Source organism: Rheinheimera sp. (assembly GCF_037442345.1).
GTDB lineage: Bacteria > Pseudomonadota > Gammaproteobacteria > Enterobacterales > Alteromonadaceae > Pararheinheimera.
Genome location: NZ_JBBIQL010000001.1, coordinates 210,664 through 229,667, shown reverse-complemented (window position 1 = coordinate 229,667; position 19,004 = coordinate 210,664). Strand labels below are relative to the sequence as shown.

The following is a 19,004-nucleotide window of genomic DNA, read 5'->3' as shown; positions in this document are numbered from 1 at the left end:
TAGTTAGACCAAATAGCGCAAATCACCTAGAATAATCAGGTTTGCCTAGGCAAATCTGGGTTCAAAAATTCTGGGTCAAAACGGGTGGTGAACTGATTGTTTTTCCCCCGTTTTTTGCTGTTTGGAGGTTATCTTGACTAAGTCCGCCCTGCTCGTACTGGAAGACGGCACCGTGTTTCGCGGTACAGCCATTGGCGCTGAAGGTGTTTCTGTCGGAGAGGTGGTGTTTAATACCTCAATGACCGGGTATCAGGAAATATTGACTGATCCCTCATACGCTGAACAAATGGTCACTCTGACCTATCCTCATATCGGAAATACCGGCACCAATGAGGAAGATGAAGAATCCGGTAAAGTGTGGGCCAAAGGCCTGATTATTCGTGACCTTCCTTTGTTAGCCAGCAATTTCCGTAATCAAACTTCCCTTAGTCAGTACCTCCAATCCCGTAACATTCTTGGCATTGCCGACATCGACACCCGTAAGCTGACCCGTATTCTGCGTGAAAAAGGTGCACAGAATGGCTGTCTGATGGCCGGTGATCATTTAGACGAAAGTAAAGCACTTGAGCTGGCACGCAGTTTTCCTGGCCTGTCAGGCATGGATCTGGCCAAAGAAGTCACGGTTCGTGAGCCTTATCAGTGGGCCGAAGGCAGCTGGCAGTTAGGTCAGGGGTTTGTCACTCCAGAAAACAAGCAGTTTCATGTGGTAGCTTACGATTTTGGTGTGAAACGCAATATTCTGCGTATGTTGGTCGACAGAGGCTGTCGTTTAACTGTGGTGCCGGCTCAGACTCCGGCTGAGCAGGTACTGGCAATGAACCCAGACGGTATCTTCTTATCGAACGGTCCTGGCGATCCGGCACCCTGTGATTATGCCATCCAAGCCATTGAAACTTTCCTGACGACTGACATTCCGGTCTTTGGTATCTGTTTGGGTCACCAGTTACTGGCACTGGCCAGTGGGGCCAAAACCGTCAAGATGGTGGTGGGCCACCACGGTGGTAATCACCCGGTGCAAAACCTGGATACAAAACGTGTACTGATCACCGCACAAAACCATGGTTTTGCGGTGGACGAAGCCACCTTACCAGCCAATTTGCGTGCCACTCACAAATCGCTGTTCGACGGCACCTTGCAGGGCATTCACCGTACAGACAAACCGGCTTTTAGCTTCCAGGGCCACCCTGAAGCCAGCCCTGGCCCTCATGAAGCCAGTGAATTGTTTGACCACTTTATCGAATTGATGCAACAGCGTCAGGCTTGATTAGCGAGAGCAGGAAGAGTTATGCCAAAACGTACTGACCTTAAAAGTATTCTGATCCTCGGTGCCGGTCCTATCGTGATCGGTCAGGCCTGTGAATTTGACTATTCAGGCGCTCAGGCCTGTAAAGCCTTAAAAGAAGAAGGCTACCGGGTGATCCTGGTGAATTCCAACCCGGCCACCATTATGACGGACCCTGAAATGGCCGATGCCACTTACATCGAGCCGATTCACTGGCAAGTAGTGGAAAAAATTATTGAAAAGGAACGTCCATGTGCGGTGTTGCCGACCATGGGTGGCCAAACCGCATTAAACTGTGCGCTGGATTTAGAGCGCCACGGTGTGCTGGCTAAATACAATGTCGAAATGATTGGTGCAACGGCCGATGCCATCGACAAAGCCGAAGACCGCAGCCGTTTTGATAAAGCGATGCGCTCCATTGGCCTGGCCTGTCCACGTGCAGGTTTGGCGCATTCGATGGAAGAAGCTTTCGAAGTGCTGGAAAAAATCGGTTTCCCTTGCATTATCCGTCCATCTTTCACTATGGGCGGTTCTGGCGGTGGTATTGCGTATAACCGTGAAGAGTTTGAAGAAATCTGTACCCGCGGTCTGGATTTATCACCAACCAAAGAGTTGCTGATTGACGAATCGCTGATCGGCTGGAAAGAGTACGAGATGGAAGTGGTGCGTGACAAAAACGACAACTGCATCATTGTCTGCTCCATTGAAAACTTCGACCCTATGGGCGTGCACACAGGTGACTCCATCACAGTAGCGCCAGCTCAGACGTTAACGGATAAAGAATACCAAATTATGCGTAATGCCTCTTTGGCGGTGCTGCGTGAAATTGGTGTGGAAACCGGTGGTTCCAACGTGCAGTTTGGTATTAATCCTGAAGATGGCCGTATGGTGATCATCGAGATGAATCCGCGGGTATCCCGCTCTTCAGCTCTGGCGTCCAAAGCCACAGGTTTCCCTATTGCCAAAGTGGCAGCCAAACTGGCTGTGGGTTACACACTGGACGAGCTGGCCAATGACATTACCGGTGGTAAAACCCCGGCGTCTTTCGAGCCAAGCATTGACTATGTGGTGACCAAAGTACCACGTTTTAACTTTGAAAAATTTGCCGGTGCCAATGACCGCCTGACCACTCAGATGAAGTCGGTCGGTGAAGTGATGGCGATTGGCCGTAATCAGCAGGAATCGCTGCAAAAAGCCCTGCGTGGTCTGGAAATTGGGGTCTGTGGTTTGGATCCGGTCATCGACATCCATGCACCGGAAGCCCGTGAAAAAATTATCCGTGAACTGCGTGAGCCAGGTTCGCACCGGATCTGGTACATTGCCGATGCCTTCCGCCTGGGCATGAGCATGGATGAAATTTTCAACCTGACCAAAATTGATCCTTGGTTCCTGGTGCAGATTGAAGATTTACTGAAAGAAGAAACGGCTGTAGCCGCCCATGGTTTTGCCGGTCTGGATGAACAGCGTCTGCGTACCTTAAAACGCAAAGGTTTTGCCGATAAACGCATCGCCGACATTCTGGGTGTGGCTGAAACTGAAGTACGCAAAAAACGCCACAGCTTTAACCTGCACCCGGTGTACAAACGTGTCGATACCTGTGCGGCAGAATTTGCTTCCAACACGGCCTATATGTATTCCACTTACGATGAAGAATGTGAAGCGGCACCAAGCAGCCGTGACAAAATCATGATCATCGGTGGTGGCCCGAACCGTATCGGTCAAGGCATTGAATTCGACTATTGCTGTGTGCATGCGGCGCTGGCACTGCGTGAAGATGGGTATGAGACCATTATGGTCAACTGTAACCCAGAGACTGTGTCGACCGACTATGACACTTCAGACCGTCTGTACTTTGAGCCAATTACGCTGGAAGACGTGCTGGAAATTGTGAAAAAAGAACAGCCAAAAGGCGTGATCGTGCAGTACGGTGGGCAGACGCCCCTGAAACTGGCCCGTGCGCTGGAAGCGAACGGAGTGCCAATTATTGGGACTTCTCCGGATGCCATCGACCGTGCAGAAGACCGCGAGCGCTTCCAGCAAGCTGTTGAACGTTTAGGTTTAAAACAGCCGAAAAACGCCACAGTGACCAGCCTGGAAGAAGCTCTGAGCAAGGCCCCTTCTATTGGGTATCCTATGGTCGTGCGCCCGTCTTACGTGCTGGGCGGCCGTGCAATGGAAATTGTTTACGACGACACCGACCTGCGCCGTTATATGACGGAAGCTGTGTCTGTGTCTAACGATTCGCCAGTGTTGCTGGACCGTTTCCTGGATGACGCCATTGAAGTGGATATCGATGCGATCTGCGACGGCACCGACGTGGTGATCGGCGGCATTATGGAACACATTGAACAAGCGGGTGTGCACTCAGGGGACTCTGCCTGCACGCTGCCGCCACACAGCCTGGGTAAAGAAATCCAGGACCTGATGCGCGACCAGGTACGGAAACTGGCACTGGAACTGGGCGTCGTCGGTCTGATGAATACCCAGTTTGCCGTGAAAGACGGGGAAGTCTATCTGATTGAAGTAAACCCACGTGCCGCCCGTACTGTGCCATTTGTGTCCAAAGCCATTGGCTTGCCTGTGGCCAAAGTTGGGGCCCGTTGTATGGCCGGTATGAGCCTGAAACAACAGGGTGTGACTGAAGAGATTATCCCACCGTATTTCTCAGTGAAAGAAGTGGTGATCCCCTTTAACAAGTTCCCAGGCGTTGACCCTATCCTTGGCCCTGAAATGCGTTCAACAGGGGAAGTGATGGGCGTGGGCGATGATTTCGCTGAAGCCTTTGCCAAGGCGCAGTTAGGCGCTGGTGTGATGATTCCGTCCGGTGGCCGGGCTTTACTTTCGGTGCGTGATAGCGATAAAGTGCGCGTCGTAGAGTTAGCGCGTCTGATGCTGGAAAAAGGCTTTGAACTGGATGCGACCGGGGGTACTGCCAAAGCATTGCAAGCTGCAGGTATTGCTTGCCGCGAAGTCAGCAAAGTCTTTGAAGGCCGTCCGCATATTCTGGACCGCATTAAAAACGGCGAATACAGCTATATCGTCAACACCACTGAAGGTCGTCAGGCGATTGAAGATTCCAAAGTATTACGTCGTGGCGCGCTGCAACACAAAGCGAATTACACCACAACCCTGAATGCTGCTTTTGCAACCTGTCAGTCAACGGCCGCCAGTGCTTTTGCCCGGGTTGCATCAGTGCAGGAATTACATAAGAGAGTAAAAGGATGAATCAGATCCCAATGACAGTTCAGGGCGCACAACAACTGCGTGATGAATTGCAGGAACTGAAAACAGTTAAGCGTCCGGCGGTGATTGAAGCTATTGCGGAAGCGCGTGAACACGGCGATTTAAAAGAAAACGCCGAGTATCACGCCGCCCGTGAACAGCAGGGCTTTATTGAAGGCCGTATTCAGGATATTGAAGCCAAACTGTCGAATGCGCAGATTATTGATGTCACCAAGATGCCAAATAACGGCAAAGTGATTTTTGGCTCCACTGTGACTATTCTGAATCTGGATACTGAAGAAGAAGTGACCTACCGCATTGTGGGTGATGATGAAGCAGACATCAAAAACAACCTGATTTCTGTTAATTCACCTATAGCCCGTGGCCTGATAGGCAAAGAGCAGGACGATGTGGTCAGGGTCAAAACGCCAGCCGGTGAGGTCGAATTCGAAATCGCCGAAGTGCAGTACCTCTAAACATGGTTCTGAATAAATGGCGGCATTAGCCGCCATTTTTTTCAGCTCGTTGTACGGGGTGCATTCTGAGTTTAAGCCACGTCGTGAAGTAGGGGATATGCTGGTGCCACACAAAGCCTATCAGTTGAAGTTGGAACAGCGGGTACTCTGGGTAAAAGCCATCGGGGTCTCGACAGTGCTGCAGACTGAAGAATACATCAAAGCGTTCAGAGAGACAGTTCAGCCTGTGTTGCATGAACCTTGGGCTGTGGTGCTGGATATGAGCCTGTGGCAACCCAGTCCGGCTCAGTCTTTTGCGCTGCTGCAGGACAACTCCGTCTGGGCCCTGGCGCATAATCTCAAGCATGTGGAAATACTGTTACCTGCCGATCCAATCCTGACCTGGCAGTATCTGAAAGCCACAGACACAGACAAACCATTGGATCTGACCCGTCATCTGGCGTCGGATGAACAAGACGCCCGCCAGTCTCTGATCCAGGCGGGGTTTATCCGGCTTTAACCGCGGGGTAACTGGATTTTTTTGTCGTCGGAAGGACGGAACAGCACCAGAATATGGCCAATCACCTGCACTTTTTGTGCTTTGGATTCGCGCACTATGGCATCCATAATAGCGATTTTTTCTTCGCGGTCGATGCTGGGCACTTTAACTTTGATCAGCTCGTGATGATTCAACGCCAAATCCACCTCAGCCATGACGCCTTCAGTCAGACCATTGCCGCCAAGCAAAACCACTGGTTTCAGCTCATGCGCCTTGGCTTTGAGGAATTGTTTTTGTTTATTGCTTAAGTTCATAAATCGGGTTTTCCAGTTGGGAAAGCTTGAAAATAGCGTATTGTACCGCCATCTTCGGTGGAAGACTATTTAAGAGTACAGAGATGACCAAGAAAAAACGCTCCGCCAGCTCGTCCCGTTGGATTCAAGAGCATGTCAGTGATCCTTTTGTGCAGAAAGCACAAAAACTGGGGTTGCGTTCCAGAGCTTCTTTTAAGCTCGACGAAATTCAGGACAAAGACAAACTGATCAAAACTGGGATGACGGTGGTGGATTTAGGGTCTGCGCCGGGTAGCTGGTCTGAACTTGCGGCTCGTTTGGTGGGTCCAACAGGTTGTGTGGTGGCTTGTGATATTTTGCCGATGGACCCTTTGGCCGGCGTGGCGTTTTTGCAAGGTGATTTCCGCGAAGAGGCGGTGCTCAATGCATTGTTGGAACGCATCGGCGGCCGTAACGTTGATGTGGTGTTGTCTGATATGGCTCCGAATATGAGCGGTAATGCGACAGTGGACCAGTCCCGCAGTATGTATCTGATAGAGCTGGCGCTGGATATGTGTCATAAAGTGTTGAAAAAAAATGGTGCTTTTGTGGTGAAAGTCTTTCACGGCGAAGGCTTCGATGACTATGTCAAACAGGTACGGGATGTATTTTCTGCAGTACGAATTCGTAAGCCGGATTCGTCCCGCTCCCGCTCCAGCGAGACATATATCGTGGCGACCGGCTTTAAAGTTTAGTAAAGTAGCGCCAGTTTCATCGAATCCTAATTATTTGTTTTGGTAACTAAGAGGTTCCTACCTTGAGTGATATGGCTAAAAATCTGATCGTCTGGTTAGTGATTGCCGTGGTGTTGATGTCGGTCTTTAACAGTTTTGGACCGGCGGACAAATCCGAGCGGCAAATCAGTTATACCCAATTCCTGAAAGAAGCAAATCAGGGGCAGATCCGCGAAGTGAAAGAGCAGGGTGGCCTGATCACTGGGGTCAAACGCTCAGGCGACCGGTTTGAAACCGTGATCCCTATGGGGTATGACCCGAAGCTGGTGGATGACATGTACAAAAATGACATCACCTTTACCGGCACTGCACCGGAGCAACCCAGCGTGCTGGGGCAGATCTTTATCTCCTGGTTCCCTATGTTGCTGCTGATTGGCGTCTGGATTTTCTTTATGCGCCAGATGCAAGGTGGTGGCGGCAAAGGTGCCATGTCTTTTGGTAAGAGCCGTGCCCGTCTGATGGGTGAAGATCAGATCAAAACTACTTTTGCGGATGTTGCCGGTTGTGACGAAGCCAAAGAAGAAGTGACTGAGCTGGTGGATTATTTAAAAGATCCTTCTCGCTTCCAGAAATTAGGTGGACGTATCCCAAAAGGCGTGCTGATGGTCGGCCCGCCTGGTACAGGTAAAACCTTGCTGGCTAAAGCCATAGCGGGTGAAGCCAAGGTGCCGTTTTTCACTATATCGGGTTCTGACTTTGTTGAAATGTTTGTCGGTGTAGGTGCCAGCCGTGTCCGCGATATGTTTGAGCAAGCCAAAAAGGCGGCTCCTTGCATCATCTTTATCGATGAAATTGATGCGGTAGGCCGTCAGCGTGGCGCCGGTTTAGGTGGCGGTCATGATGAGCGTGAGCAGACACTGAACCAGATGCTGGTGGAGATGGACGGTTTCGACGGCAACGAAGGCATCATCGTGATTGCCGCCACCAACAGACCTGACGTGTTGGACCCGGCTTTATTACGGCCTGGCCGCTTTGATCGTCAGGTGGTGGTTGGTTTACCTGATGTTCGTGGCCGTGAACAAATTTTGAAAGTACATATGCGTAAAGTGCCATTGGCAGATGGGGTGGACGCCTCATTGATTGCCCGTGGTACACCAGGTTTTTCTGGCGCAGACTTAGCCAACCTGGTCAATGAAGCGGCGCTGTTTGCTGCGCGCTCAAACCGCCGGGTGGTGTCGATGGATGAATTTGAAAAAGCCAAAGACAAAATTCTGATGGGTACTGAACGTCGTTCTATGGTGATGACGGAAAAAGAAAAGGAAATGACTGCTTATCACGAAGCTGGGCATGCCATTGTCGGTCGTCTGGTACCCGAGCATGATCCTGTTTACAAAGTCAGTATTATCCCCAGAGGCCGTGCTTTGGGTGTCACTATGTACCTGCCTGAGCGTGATCGGGTCAGCCATTCCAAGCGGTTCCTGGAAAGCATGATCAGTTCGCTGTTTGGTGGCCGTATTGCGGAAGAAGTCATTTATGGCCCTGAAGCCATCACGACCGGTGCATCAAACGATATTGAACGTGCGACCGACTTAGCCCGTAAGATGGTGACGCAATGGGGCTTCTCGGACAAGCTTGGGCCCCTGCTGTACGCCGAAGAAGAAGGCGAAGTGTTTTTAGGGCGCTCTGTCAGTAAAAACCGCCATATGTCGGAAGAGACGATTAAAGTGATTGACGAAGAAATTCGTGACTTTATCGACCGCAACTATGCACGGGCTAAGCAGCTGATCGAAGAGAACATGGATATTCTTCATGCGATGAAGGATTGCCTGATGGCTTATGAGACCATTGATGCCAAACAAATTGACGATTTGATGGCACGTCGTCCGGTACGTGAACCCGAGAACTGGGAACCGAAAGATCAAAACAAAGGTCCGAAGAATGATGAACCTGAAACCAAAGAAACGGTCTCAGGGGCAACAGAACCTTCAACTGACAACACTTTGTAATAAGTTGATTGAGTAACCAAACCCCGGCTTGACCGGGGTTTGTGTTTTACGGAGTTTTTTTATGTTGTTGCAGTTACCACGTCAGCGGCAATTAGACCTGTCCAGGCCCAAAGTCATGGGCATTCTGAATATCACCCCGGATTCGTTTTCTGATGGTGGCCGTTTTATCGGCCATGATGCTGCGTTGATGCAGGCGGAGAGCATGTTAAAGGCCGGCGCTGCGATCCTTGATATTGGCGGTGAATCTACCCGCCCCGGGGCGAATGAAGTATCGGTGCAGCAGGAGCTGGACCGGGTGCTGCCGGTCATTGAATTGCTGCGTAAAGAGTTAGATCCTGTTATTTCGATTGACAGCTGTAAGACAATAGTGATGCGTGAGGCTGTGGCTGCAGGCGCAGACATACTGAATGATATCAAAGCACTACAGGACGAAGGCGCAGTGGCGCTGGCTGCAAAACTGCGGGTGCCGGTATGCCTCATGCATATGCAAGGCCAGCCCAGAACTATGCAAGAGGCTCCTGTTTACCAGAATGTGGTTCAGGAGGTATGTCAGTTTTTACAGCAGCGTGCCGACATCTGTCTCCAGGCGGGAATAGAGCGAGAGCAAATCGTACTCGATCCGGGTTTTGGCTTTGGCAAGTCCCTGTCCCACAACTACCAGCTGTTAAGCGGGCTGTCAGCTCTGGTGCAGTTAAATTACCCGGTGCTGGCAGGCATGTCGCGCAAATCCATGGTTGGGCAGTTGTTAGAGCTGCCTGTTGAGCAGCGTTTGGCAGGCAGTTTGGCCTGTGCCACAATAGCCGTTATGCAAGGCGCCCGGATTATCCGGGTGCATGATGTCAAAGAAACAGTGCAAGCGGTGGCGGTTGCACAAGCCACCTTATTTGGAGTAGAGCATGGCTAGGAAGTATTTTGGAACTGATGGGGTCCGGGGCAAGGTTGGTGAATTTCCCATTACTCCGGAATTTGCAATGAAGCTGGGTTGGGCCGCCGGCCGCGTATTGTCTCAACGTGGCACCCGCAAAGTGCTGATTGGTAAAGACACCCGGATTTCAGGTTATTTGTTGGAAACTGCATTGGAAGCGGGCCTGGTTGCGGCCGGTGTTGATGTGCGTTTATTGGGGCCTATGCCCACACCAGCGGTGTCTTATTTGACCCGAACTTTCCGCGCTGAGGCTGGCATCGTCATCAGCGCATCTCACAACCCTTATTACGACAACGGCATCAAGTTTTTCTCTGCTGATGGAACCAAATTGCCGGATGACGTCGAGCTGGCCATTGAAGAGGCGATGGAGCAGCCGATGATCTGTGAACCGTCCGAACGTTTGGGCAAAGCCCAGCGTATTGATGACGCCGCCGGTCGTTATATTGAGTTCTGTAAAAGCCATTTACCGAATCATTTGAATCTGAGTGGCTTAAAAATTGTGATTGATTGTGCTCATGGCGCAACCTACCACATAGCACCTAACGTGTTTCGTGAACTGGGGGCTGACGTGATTGCCATTGGCATTCAGCCCAACGGTCTGAATATTAACGATCACTGTGGTGCCACTCACACAGAATTGTTGCAAAAAACCGTGGTGGAAAATAACGCCAACCTGGGCATTGCCTATGACGGTGACGGCGACCGCGTGATGATGGTCGACCATACAGGGCGTGTGATCGATGGGGACGAAATTGTCTATATCATCGCCCGCAACGCCAAACAGCAAGACAAACTGCAAGGCGGCGTGGTGGGGACCCTGATGAGTAATATGGGCCTTGAAATCGCACTGGCGGAGTTGGGCATTCCTTTTGCCCGCTCTGCGGTCGGAGATCGTTATGTCGTGGAAATGCTGGCACAAAAAGGCTGGCGCATTGGCGGTGAGAATTCCGGCCACGTCCTTAATCTGGATCACACTGGCACTGGCGATGGCATTATCGCTTCATTGCAGGTACTGGCCGCCATGCTGAATGCCGGTTTGTCACTGGCGGAATTAGCACAGGGCATGCATAAACTGCCACAGGTGCTGATTAACGTCCGTTTTGAAAAAGGCACAGCGCCACTGGATAATCAGCACGTCAAAGATGTGATTAAACAGGTAGAGCAGGAGCTGGCCGGGCAAGGTCGCGTTTTGATCCGAAAATCCGGTACTGAACCTTTAATCCGTGTAATGGTGGAAGGAAGAGTACAGGACGAAGTACAGGAAATGGCGCAAAAAATAGCCGATTCAGTGAGGATTGCCAGTTAAACCACTACTTTAACTTGTCTGAGCGGGCGAGGTTGGTTACCATCTCGCCCGGTTTCAGCTCGGGGCAACATTATGAGACAGCGCAAGCCTTTGGTCGTCGCAAACTGGAAAATGAATGGTGATCAGCATCTGGTTCATCAGGTCAGCGACAGTCTGGTTGCGTTATCTGGCGCTTTACCGGATATTCTGATCTGTCCGCCGGTAATTTTTCTGCCGAACTTTCCAAAACATCCGAATTATCGTTTGGGTGCACAGAATCTGAGCGAACAGCCTGCAGGTGCCTTTACCGGTGAAATTTCTGCCGTTATGCTAGCCCAGGCTGGTGCCAGTCATGTGATAGTTGGGCACTCCGAACGCAGAACCCTGTATGGCGAGACTAATTCTCTGGTGGCTGCCAAAGTGGCGCAGGCACTGGCTGCAGGTTTAACCCCTGTTCTTTGTGTAGGGGAAACTGCGGCTCAAAGGGCCGAAGAAAAAACTTTTCAGGTGCTTGCAGAGCAATTGGATGCGGTGTATTCTGCGCAGCCTCAATGGCTGGCGGCCTCTGTCATTGCGTATGAGCCCTTGTGGGCTATAGGCACTGGCAACACAGCGACGCCAGCACAAGCCCAGCAGGTGCATGCATTTATTCGCCAACAACTGGCCAGGTATGATGCAGCTGCGGCGCCTGATGTACGGATTTTATATGGCGGCAGCGTAAACGCAGGCAATAGTGCTTCACTTTTTGCCCAGACTGACGTCGATGGTGCTCTTGTTGGTGGAGCCAGTTTAAATGCAACAGACTTTGTTGCAATTTGCCTCAGTGCGAAAGGTGAATAATGTACGAATTATTTATTGTGTTATATCTGTTGGTGGCAATTGCCCTGATTGGTCTGGTGTTAATCCAGCACGGTAAAGGTGCAGACATGGGTGCTTCTTTTGGTGCCGGCGCTTCTGCCACTATTTTTGGCTCTTCCGGAACAGGCAATTTTTTGACCCGTACTACGACCGTATTGGCCACACTGTTTTTTGCGTTAAGCCTGTTGTTGGGTAACCTGAGCACAACTCATGTGAAAAAGGCAGACGAGTGGGAAAACCTGGCTCCGACTACAGAGCAGGTTGAACAGAAAAAGCCTGAGTCTGAGATCCCGGTAGGAAACTAACCCTCAAAAATTCAGCCGAGATGGTGAAATTGGTATACACGCTACCTTGAGGTGGTAGTGCCTTCGGGCGTGCGGGTTCAAGTCCCGCTCTCGGCACCAATATTGAAGCACCGCAAGCGCATGAAGAATTCAGCCTTGCGATAGTCAGACCAGGACTATATAATGTGCGCGTTTTACGGACGCGGGATGGAGCAGCCTGGTAGCTCGTCGGGCTCATAACCCGAAGGTCGTCGGTTCAAATCCGGCTCCCGCAACCAATTTCCAGAATGTTTTACGTAAGTAAAATAAAGTTGGTGAGCAGTCCGCAAGCGCACAAAGGTGCCATAGAATTCAGAAAATTGATTGGCGATATCAGTTTTCAGTCAGAGTTAAATTCGCCCCGCTTGATCGGGGCTTTTTTATATCTGCAATCGAGTTGTACTAAAATTCTGGGCGCTATGCCCTTTTTTTATTTCTGATGTCAGGAGGTCTCTTTGACTAAACAAGAACAGCAATTAACAGCGCTGCTTGCCCCTACAGTGGAATCTGCAGGCTTTGAATTGTTGGGGATTGAATTAATAAGGGCGGGAAAACATTCGACCTTACGCCTTTATATTGATCACCCGGAAGGCGTGAATGTGGATCAATGTGCTGTGGTCAGCCGTGAAGTCAGCGCTGTTCTTGATGTTGAAGACCCAATTCCAACTGAATATTTCCTTGAGGTGTCCTCGCCTGGTTTAGACCGCCCGTTGTTTACGCCGGATCACTTTACCAAGGTGGTTGGGCAGAAAATCGAAGTAAAACTGGCTATTCCGCAGGATGGCCGCCGTAAGTTTAAGGGGCTGCTGACACAAATCGAAGACGATATGTTGGTGGTTGAAGTGGATGGCAAACCCTACCGTTTGCTGATGGATAATGTAGATAAAGCAAACCTGGTTCCTGTGTTCTGAGACACAGGTCATAGCGAGGCATAATAAGATGGCTAAAGAAGTTTTATTGGTTGTGGACGCCGTGTCCAACGAAAAGTCAGTCCCACGTGAAAAGATTTTCCAGGCGCTGGAGTATGCACTGGCTGCTGCTACCAAAAAGAAAAATGAAGGTGATATTGAAGTCCGTGTGGCTATTGATCGCAAAACCGGTGCTTATGAAACTTTCCGCCGCTGGCAGGTGATCCCTGACGACCAGATCCAGGAACATCCATACCGCGAAATGACGTTGTCCGCCGCTCAGTTTGACGATCCGTCACTGCAGGTGGGTGACTATGTTGAAGAGCAGATCGAATCTATTACCTTTGACCGCATTACCACTCAAATGGCCAAACAGGTCATAGTGCAAAAGGTCCGTGAAGCTGAACGTTCACAAGTGGTTGAAGCTTATGTCGACCAGGTCGGTGAATTAGTGACTGGCGTGGTGAAAAAAGTAAACCGCGACAGCATCATTGTGGATTTGGGCAACAATGCCGAAGCCATGCTGGCCAAAGAAGAAATGCTGCCACGTGAGACCTTCCGTCCTGGTGACCGTATCCGTTGTTTATTGTATGCAGTAAAACCAGAAGCCCGAGGTGCTCAGCTGTTTTTAAGCCGTACCCGTCCGGAAATGCTGATCGAATTGTTCCGCATTGAAGTACCGGAAATCGGTGAAGAGATGATCGAAATCCGCGGTGCCGCCCGTGACCCTGGCCTGCGTGCCAAAATCGCGGTGAAAACAAACGACCGTCGTATTGACCCTGTCGGCGCCTGTGTCGGTATGCGTGGTTCACGGGTGCAGGCTGTCTCCGGTGAGCTGGGCGGTGAGCGCGTGGATATAGTGCTGTTTGATGACAACGCAGCCCAATATGTGATTAACGCGATGGCTCCGGCTGAAGTGGCCTCCATCATTGTGGATGAAGATGCGCATTCGATGGATATTGCCGTCGAAGACAGCAATCTGGCGATGGCCATAGGCCGCGCCGGTCAGAACGTTCGTCTGGCCAGTCAACTGACAGGTTGGGAACTGAACGTGATGACAGTGACGGCCATGAAAGAGAAACACCAGGAAGAAACCTCCAAAGTGCTGAACCTGTTTATCAGCGCGCTGGAAATTGACGAAGACTTCGCAGGTGTGCTGGTTGACGAAGGTTTCTCATCGCTGGAAGAAATCGCTTATGTACCTGTCAGTGAATTGCTGGCGATCGACGGTCTGGACGAAGACACTGTCGAAGAATTGCGCAAACGCGCAAAAGCAGTATTGACCACCAAAGCTCTGGCCAGTGAAGAATCACTGGAAGGTGCGGCTCCAAGTGAAGAGCTGATTAACCTGCCGGGTGTGGGGACTCATACGGCTTACGTATTGGCCAGCAAAGGTGTTGTCACTCTCGACGACCTGGCTGAGCTTGGAGTAGATGATTTGATCGAAATTGAAAAAATGTCAGAAGAAAAAGCGGCTGAGCTGATTATGGCTGCCCGTAACATCGTCTGGTTTAACGAACAGAACTGATTGGGTAAACGGAGGAAAACACTGACATGACAGAAGTAACTATTGAGAGACTGGCCAGTGACGTCAACACCACAGTTGACCGTTTAATCCAGCAGTTTGCTGATGCAGGCATTCAAAAATCGGCTGGCCAGATGGTCAGTGAAGAAGAAAAACGCACGTTGTTGGACCATTTAAGCCGGGCCCATGGTGGTCAGTCGGCCGAGCCAACCAAGCTGACATTAAAACGCAAAGAAAAAACCACGCTGAGCGTGTCCGGTGGCGCTGGCCGTAACCGTGAAGTGCAGGTGGAAGTCCGTAAGCAAAAAACGTACGTCAAACGCCCATTTGGCGACGATGCGGCGCGTCAGGCGGAAGAAGCCCGCCTGGAAGAAGAACGTGCAGCTGAAGAAGCCCGCCGTGAACAGGAGCGTTTAGCGGCTGAGAAAAAGGCTAAAGACGACGCTGAACGTAAAGCGCGTGAAGACGCAGAGCGTAAAGCCGCTGAAGCCAAACGTCGTGATGATGCGGCCAAAGCCGGTCATAAAGATGACCCGGAAGAAGCTGCCCGCCGAGCGGCCAAAGAAGAAGCCAAACGTGAAGCTGAACGTATCAAAGCGCAGCAGGAAGCGGAACGTCTGCGCAAACTTGAGCTTGAAGCTCAAAAACAGGCTGAAGAAGCCCGTCGTCTGGCCGAAGAAAACGCAGAACGTTGGTCAAAAGAAGATTCAACAGAAGATAAAGATGATTACCATCTGACGAGCAATGCGTATGCCAAACAGGCAGAAGACGAAGCCGACTCTCGCGACGAGCGGGGCGGACGTCGCAGTGGTAAGGCCAAGGCGCCAGCTGGCAAGGCCAAGAAAAAAGACGATGTGGACGATAAAGACGCTTTTAACCGCGCCAACCGTCATAAGAAAAAGAAAACCCCTACCAGTATGCAGCATGGTTTTAACAAACCGGCCCAACCGGTAGAGCGTGAAGTCAAAATTGGCGAAACCATCACAGTCGCTGAGCTGGCTGCCAAAATGGCGGTCAAAGCGTCTGAAGTCATCAAAGTGATGATGAAGATGGGCGCTATGGCAACCATCAACCAGGTGATCGACCAGGAAACGGCCGCTATCGTTTGTGAAGAGATGGGCCACAAGTTCACGCTGACCAAAGAAAACGAGCTGGAAGAAACGGTCATGTCAGACCGTGAAGGTGAAGGCCAACTGGAGCCTCGTGCTCCGGTCGTCACCGTGATGGGCCACGTTGACCATGGTAAAACCTCATTACTGGACTACATCCGTAAAGCCAAGGTAGCGGCAGGTGAAGCCGGTGGTATTACCCAGCATATTGGTGCTTACCACGTGGATACTGACCGTGGCATGATCACTTTCCTGGATACCCCAGGTCACGCTGCCTTCACGTCAATGCGTGCCCGTGGTGCCAAAGCCACAGATATAGTCGTTCTGGTGGTGGCTGCAGACGATGGCGTGATGCCACAAACCAAAGAAGCGATTCAGCACGCCAAAGCGGCTGGTGTGCCTATTGTGGTTGCGGTGAACAAAATTGATAAGCCAGAAGCTGATCCGGACCGCGTGCGTAACGAGTTATCCCAATACGGTGTCATTTCTGAAGAATGGGGTGGGGATACCCAGTTCGTTCAGGTATCTGCCAAAGCGGGTATTGGTATCGACAACCTGCTGGAATCTCTGTTGGTTCAAGCTGAATTACTGGAATTGAAAGCTGTTCGGCAGGGCATGGGACGTGGGGTGGTGATTGAATCCCGTCTGGACAAAGGCCGTGGGCCTGTTGCCTCCATCCTGGTGCAGGAAGGGACGCTGAAGCAAGGCGATATCGTGCTTTGTGGTTTCGAATATGGCCGCGTTCGTGCGATGCGCGACGAAAACGGTCAGGAAGTCAAAGAAGCAGGTCCTTCAATTCCGGTTGAGATTTTAGGTCTGTCCGGTGTGCCGGCAGCTGGTGATGAAGTGACAGTGGTGCGTGACGAGCGTAAAGCCCGTGAAGTGGCACTGTACCGTCAGGGTAAATTCCGTGATGTTAAACTGGCGCGTCAGCAAAAAGCCAAACTGGAAAATATGTTCGCCAATATGGCCGAAGGCGATGTGGCCGAGCTGAACATAGTGCTGAAAGCGGACGTACAGGGGTCAGTTGAAGCTATTACCGACTCCTTACTGAAACTGTCCACCGATGAAGTGAAGATCAGAATTATCGGCAGCGGTGTCGGTGGTATTACTGAAACTGACGCCACGCTGGCTGCGGCTTCGTCGGCCATCGTCATCGGCTTCAACGTGCGCGCCGAAGGCACAGCACGTAAGATCATCGAAGATGAAAACCTGGATCTGCGTTACTACAGCATCATTTATGAACTGTTAGACGAAGTGAAAGCGGCGATGACTGGGATGCTGGCGCCTGAGTTTAAACAACAGATCATTGGTCTGGCTCAGGTTCGTGACGTGTTCCGCTCACCGAAGTTCGGTGCCATCGCGGGTTGTATGGTGATCGAAGGTATTGTGAAACGTAACGCGCCAATCCGTGTGTTACGTGACAACGTGGTGATTTACGAAGGTGAACTGGAGTCACTGCGTCGCTTTAAAGATGACGTCTCCGAAGTTCGTAACGGCTTCGAATGTGGTATCGGCGTGAAGAACTACAACGACGTCCGCGAAGGCGACCAAATCGAAGTCTTCGAAGTGGTTCAGGTAGAACGTACGCTGTAACAGCAGAAAGTTCGATACAGAAATCGGCAGGGGTTAGGCAGTGCTTAGCCCCTGTTTCTTTCTCAGCTAGAAGGAAAGAACAAATGGCTAAAGAATTCAGCCGGGTAGACCGGCTCTCACAACAAATGCAGCAGGAAATGGCCGTGATTTTACAACGTGAAATCAAAGACCCTCGCCTGCACAGCATGATTACAGTTTCGGCTGTGGATGTGTCAAAGGACTTGTCCCATGCCAAAATTTTCGTCACCTTTTTAGGTCTGGAACAGGCCAAAGTAAAACTGAACCTGGACATACTGAACGATGCCAGCGGTTTTATCCGTAGCTTGATTGCCAAGCGTATTCAGTCCCGTATTGTGCCGACCATCAGGTTTTACTTTGACGAGTCGCTGGACCGCGGTATCAACATGGCGAACCTGGTGGAACAGGTGCGTAAAGAAGACGAGCGTAAACGCGTCGCTTCAGGTCAGGAGCCAGAGCCAAAAGCTAAACACGACGAGGAAGAATAATGGCCCGTCGTGCGGTTAATGGTATTTTATTGCTGGATAAACCGCTGGAAGTGTCCAGCAATGGCATTTTGCAGCGGATCCGCTGGTTGTATCAGGCGGAAAAAGCCGGCCATACCGGTGCTTTGGACCCGCTCGCCAGTGGTTTGTTGCCGATTTGTTTTGGTGAAGCGACCAAGTTTTGCCAGTTTTTGCTCGACACGGACAAAACCTATGAAGTCAGTGCCCGCTTTGGTGTACGGACTGATACCAGTGATGCTGCTGGGGAAGTGATCAGCGAGCGGCCTGTGCAGTTTGATTTGGCGCAGCTGGAGCAGGCGCTTATTCGGTTCCGTGGTCCGCAGTTACAGGTGCCCACCATGTTTTCGGCGTTAAAGTACCAGGGCCAGCCGCTGTATAAATATGCGCGTCAGGGCATAGAAGTTCCGCGTGAAGCCCGCCCTATAGACGTCTTCCGTTTTGAGTTGCTGAGTTTTGACGGTGAAAATGCCAGCTTTATTGTGCATTGCAGTAAAGGCACCTATATCCGCACCTTGATTGATGATTTAGGTGAGTTATTAGGAAGTGGTGCTTATGTGACTGCATTACGCCGCACCCATGTCGGGCCTTTTCATGCGGCGCAAATGCGACAGGAAGGGGAGCTGGTGCCTTTGAATGATGCCAAAGACTGGGCTGGTCTGGATGCGTTGTTGTTGCCGATGGATTTGGCACTGACCGGCTTGCCTGCGCTCAACCTGAACGAAGTGCAGCAAAAACGTTTGGTGCACGGCCAGACGGTGGTACTGACAGATGCCGAATTGCAGCTGTTGGGGCTGGCTGATTTACCTGCTGTGAAGTTGTATGGCACGGCGGCGCAGTTTATTGGTGTCGGCTCTGTCACAAGCGCCATTCTGTCTGTTCGCAGGCTGTTGAATACCAATACACCAGCCCGATGATTTTACTTGTCAGCGCTGGTGAAACCGCATAAAATGCGCGCTCTTTTGCTGTGGCTGGATTAGTGCCTGGCTACAGCTGTACATCCAATCGGAGGATTTATGTCACTAACTACAGCAGAAAAAGCGAAAATTTTAGCTGATTTCGCGACTAAACAAGGCGACACTGGCTCACCAGAAGTTCAAGTTGCTCTGTTAACTGGTTCTATCAACAAGTTACAGCCTCACTTCGCTGATCACAAACACGATTTCCACTCTCGTCGTGGTCTGCTGCGCATGGTTAGCCAGCGCCGTAAGCTGTTAGACTACCTGAAAGGCAAAGACGCTCAGCGTTATGCTGCGCTGATCGAGCGTTTAGGTCTGCGTCGTTAATTCTTCACTGAATGACGAAATGCGAAAAAGCCAGTCATCCGACTGGCTTTTTTGTTTCTGAAGCCGGTTAAGCTTTGCCGGGATCCTTGCCTGTCCTTCTTTTCATTGTATCTCCCCGAACTTTTTGCTGACGGCCGGGTCAGACCTGCGGTCCTGGAACGCTTAATATTTCTTCGCAGGCCAGAAGGCCGCCGCTAT

General features: G+C 51.0%; 17 protein-coding genes and 2 tRNA genes. 18 read left to right on the top strand and 1 reads right to left on the bottom strand.

Going from position 1 to position 19,004, the window contains the following annotated elements:
- Positions 1-133: 133 nt before the first annotated feature.
- The 4 genes from carA to WKJ04_RS01060 are packed head-to-tail and all read left to right on the top strand — an operon-like array spanning position 134 to position 5,479.
- Complete coding sequence (gene carA, locus WKJ04_RS01075; protein WP_337878725.1) at positions 134-1,264, top strand: glutamine-hydrolyzing carbamoyl-phosphate synthase small subunit; 1,131 nt, start codon at positions 134-136, stop codon at positions 1,262-1,264.
- A 21-nt stretch (positions 1,265-1,285) separates the two neighbouring features.
- Complete coding sequence (carB, locus tag WKJ04_RS01070) at positions 1,286-4,507, top strand: carbamoyl-phosphate synthase large subunit (RefSeq protein WP_337878724.1); 3,222 nt, start codon at positions 1,286-1,288, stop codon at positions 4,505-4,507.
- Positions 4,504-4,980, top strand: coding sequence for a transcription elongation factor GreA (gene greA, locus WKJ04_RS01065; RefSeq protein ID WP_337840879.1), 477 nt, complete (start codon positions 4,504-4,506; stop codon positions 4,978-4,980). Before carB ends, greA begins: the two co-directional genes overlap by 4 nt.
- A gap of 16 nt (positions 4,981-4,996) precedes the next feature.
- Positions 4,997-5,479 carry a hypothetical protein gene (locus WKJ04_RS01060; protein WP_337878723.1) on the top strand — a complete coding sequence of 161 codons (483 nt, stop codon included), beginning with the start codon at positions 4,997-4,999 and terminating at the stop codon, positions 5,477-5,479.
- Here WKJ04_RS01060 and yhbY read toward each other — a convergent pair.
- Entirely contained in the window at positions 5,476-5,772 is a 297-nt protein-coding gene (yhbY, locus tag WKJ04_RS01055) for a ribosome assembly RNA-binding protein YhbY (RefSeq protein WP_337840877.1), read from the bottom strand. The two genes, WKJ04_RS01060 and yhbY, sit on opposite strands and share 4 nt — an antisense overlap.
- A gap of 83 nt (positions 5,773-5,855) precedes the next feature.
- Here yhbY and rlmE point away from each other — a divergent pair, with 83 nt between their 5' ends.
- The 14 genes from rlmE to rpsO all read left to right on the top strand — a co-directional run bounded on the left by rlmE (position 5,856) and on the right by rpsO (position 18,806).
- Complete coding sequence (gene rlmE / locus WKJ04_RS01050; protein WP_337878722.1) at positions 5,856-6,485, top strand: 23S rRNA (uridine(2552)-2'-O)-methyltransferase RlmE; 630 nt, start codon at positions 5,856-5,858, stop codon at positions 6,483-6,485.
- 71 nt (positions 6,486-6,556) lie between these two features.
- Positions 6,557-8,470 carry an ATP-dependent zinc metalloprotease FtsH gene (gene ftsH / locus WKJ04_RS01045; RefSeq protein ID WP_337840875.1) on the top strand — a complete coding sequence of 638 codons (1,914 nt, stop codon included), beginning with the start codon at positions 6,557-6,559 and terminating at the stop codon, positions 8,468-8,470.
- Between the two features lie 61 nt (positions 8,471-8,531).
- Positions 8,532-9,374 (top strand): dihydropteroate synthase, encoded by an 843-nt coding sequence (gene folP, locus WKJ04_RS01040; protein WP_337878721.1) that lies wholly within the window; start codon positions 8,532-8,534, stop codon positions 9,372-9,374.
- Positions 9,367-10,701, top strand: coding sequence for a phosphoglucosamine mutase (gene glmM, locus WKJ04_RS01035; RefSeq protein ID WP_337878720.1), 1,335 nt, complete (start codon positions 9,367-9,369; stop codon positions 10,699-10,701). Before folP ends, glmM begins: the two co-directional genes overlap by 8 nt.
- A 72-nt stretch (positions 10,702-10,773) precedes the next feature.
- Positions 10,774-11,520: a triose-phosphate isomerase gene (gene tpiA / locus WKJ04_RS01030; RefSeq protein WP_337878719.1), complete on the top strand. Its 747-nt coding sequence runs from the start codon at positions 10,774-10,776 to the stop codon at positions 11,518-11,520.
- Positions 11,520-11,843, top strand: a complete 324-nt coding sequence (gene secG / locus WKJ04_RS01025; protein ID WP_337878718.1) for a preprotein translocase subunit SecG — start codon at positions 11,520-11,522, stop codon at positions 11,841-11,843. Before tpiA ends, secG begins: the two co-directional genes overlap by 1 nt.
- A 14-nt stretch (positions 11,844-11,857) precedes the next feature.
- Positions 11,858-11,942: transfer RNA gene (locus WKJ04_RS01020), tRNA-Leu, on the top strand.
- Between the two features lie 81 nt (positions 11,943-12,023).
- A tRNA-Met gene (locus WKJ04_RS01015) sits at positions 12,024-12,100 on the top strand.
- 216 nt (positions 12,101-12,316) lie between these two features.
- Complete coding sequence (rimP, locus tag WKJ04_RS01010; RefSeq protein WP_337878717.1) at positions 12,317-12,772, top strand: ribosome maturation factor RimP; 456 nt, start codon at positions 12,317-12,319, stop codon at positions 12,770-12,772.
- Between the two features lie 28 nt (positions 12,773-12,800).
- Positions 12,801-14,297 (top strand): transcription termination factor NusA, encoded by a 1,497-nt coding sequence (nusA, locus tag WKJ04_RS01005; RefSeq protein WP_337840869.1) that lies wholly within the window; start codon positions 12,801-12,803, stop codon positions 14,295-14,297.
- Positions 14,298-14,323: 26 nt separating this feature from the next.
- Positions 14,324-16,999: a translation initiation factor IF-2 gene (infB, locus tag WKJ04_RS01000; protein ID WP_337840868.1), complete on the top strand. Its 2,676-nt coding sequence runs from the start codon at positions 14,324-14,326 to the stop codon at positions 16,997-16,999.
- A gap of 83 nt (positions 17,000-17,082) precedes the next feature.
- On the top strand, positions 17,083-17,505 hold the full coding sequence (rbfA, locus tag WKJ04_RS00995; protein WP_337878716.1) for a 30S ribosome-binding factor RbfA: 423 nt from the start codon (positions 17,083-17,085) through the stop codon (positions 17,503-17,505).
- A complete protein-coding gene (gene truB, locus WKJ04_RS00990; RefSeq protein WP_337878715.1) occupies positions 17,505-18,437 on the top strand; it encodes a tRNA pseudouridine(55) synthase TruB in 933 nt (310 codons plus the stop codon). The genes rbfA and truB overlap by 1 nt, the downstream gene beginning before the upstream one ends.
- 99 nt (positions 18,438-18,536) lie before the next feature.
- Positions 18,537-18,806: a 30S ribosomal protein S15 gene (rpsO, locus tag WKJ04_RS00985; RefSeq protein ID WP_337840865.1), complete on the top strand. Its 270-nt coding sequence runs from the start codon at positions 18,537-18,539 to the stop codon at positions 18,804-18,806.
- Positions 18,807-19,004 lie beyond the last annotated feature (198 nt).

Excerpts from the sequence above, each read along its gene's own strand:
- rbfA (WP_337878716.1), top strand. The coding sequence starts at position 17,083 with ATGGCTAAAGAATTCAGCCGGGTAGACCGGCTCTCACAACAAATGCAG.
- infB (WP_337840868.1), top strand. The coding sequence starts at position 14,324 with ATGACAGAAGTAACTATTGAGAGACTGGCCAGTGACGTCAACACCACA.
- truB (WP_337878715.1), top strand. The coding sequence starts at position 17,505 with ATGGCCCGTCGTGCGGTTAATGGTATTTTATTGCTGGATAAACCGCTG.
- rpsO (WP_337840865.1), top strand. The coding sequence starts at position 18,537 with ATGTCACTAACTACAGCAGAAAAAGCGAAAATTTTAGCTGATTTCGCG.
- yhbY (WP_337840877.1), bottom strand. The coding sequence starts at position 5,772 with ATGAACTTAAGCAATAAACAAAAACAATTCCTCAAAGCCAAGGCGCAT.
- secG (WP_337878718.1), top strand. The coding sequence starts at position 11,520 with ATGTACGAATTATTTATTGTGTTATATCTGTTGGTGGCAATTGCCCTG.
- WKJ04_RS01060 (WP_337878723.1), top strand. The coding sequence starts at position 4,997 with ATGGCGGCATTAGCCGCCATTTTTTTCAGCTCGTTGTACGGGGTGCAT.
- glmM (WP_337878720.1), top strand. The coding sequence starts at position 9,367 with ATGGCTAGGAAGTATTTTGGAACTGATGGGGTCCGGGGCAAGGTTGGT.
- greA (WP_337840879.1), top strand. The coding sequence starts at position 4,504 with ATGAATCAGATCCCAATGACAGTTCAGGGCGCACAACAACTGCGTGAT.
- ftsH (WP_337840875.1), top strand. The coding sequence starts at position 6,557 with ATGGCTAAAAATCTGATCGTCTGGTTAGTGATTGCCGTGGTGTTGATG.
- tpiA (WP_337878719.1), top strand. The coding sequence starts at position 10,774 with ATGAGACAGCGCAAGCCTTTGGTCGTCGCAAACTGGAAAATGAATGGT.
- folP (WP_337878721.1), top strand. The coding sequence starts at position 8,532 with ATGTTGTTGCAGTTACCACGTCAGCGGCAATTAGACCTGTCCAGGCCC.
- carB (WP_337878724.1), top strand. The coding sequence starts at position 1,286 with ATGCCAAAACGTACTGACCTTAAAAGTATTCTGATCCTCGGTGCCGGT.
- nusA (WP_337840869.1), top strand. The coding sequence starts at position 12,801 with ATGGCTAAAGAAGTTTTATTGGTTGTGGACGCCGTGTCCAACGAAAAG.
- rlmE (WP_337878722.1), top strand. The coding sequence starts at position 5,856 with ATGACCAAGAAAAAACGCTCCGCCAGCTCGTCCCGTTGGATTCAAGAG.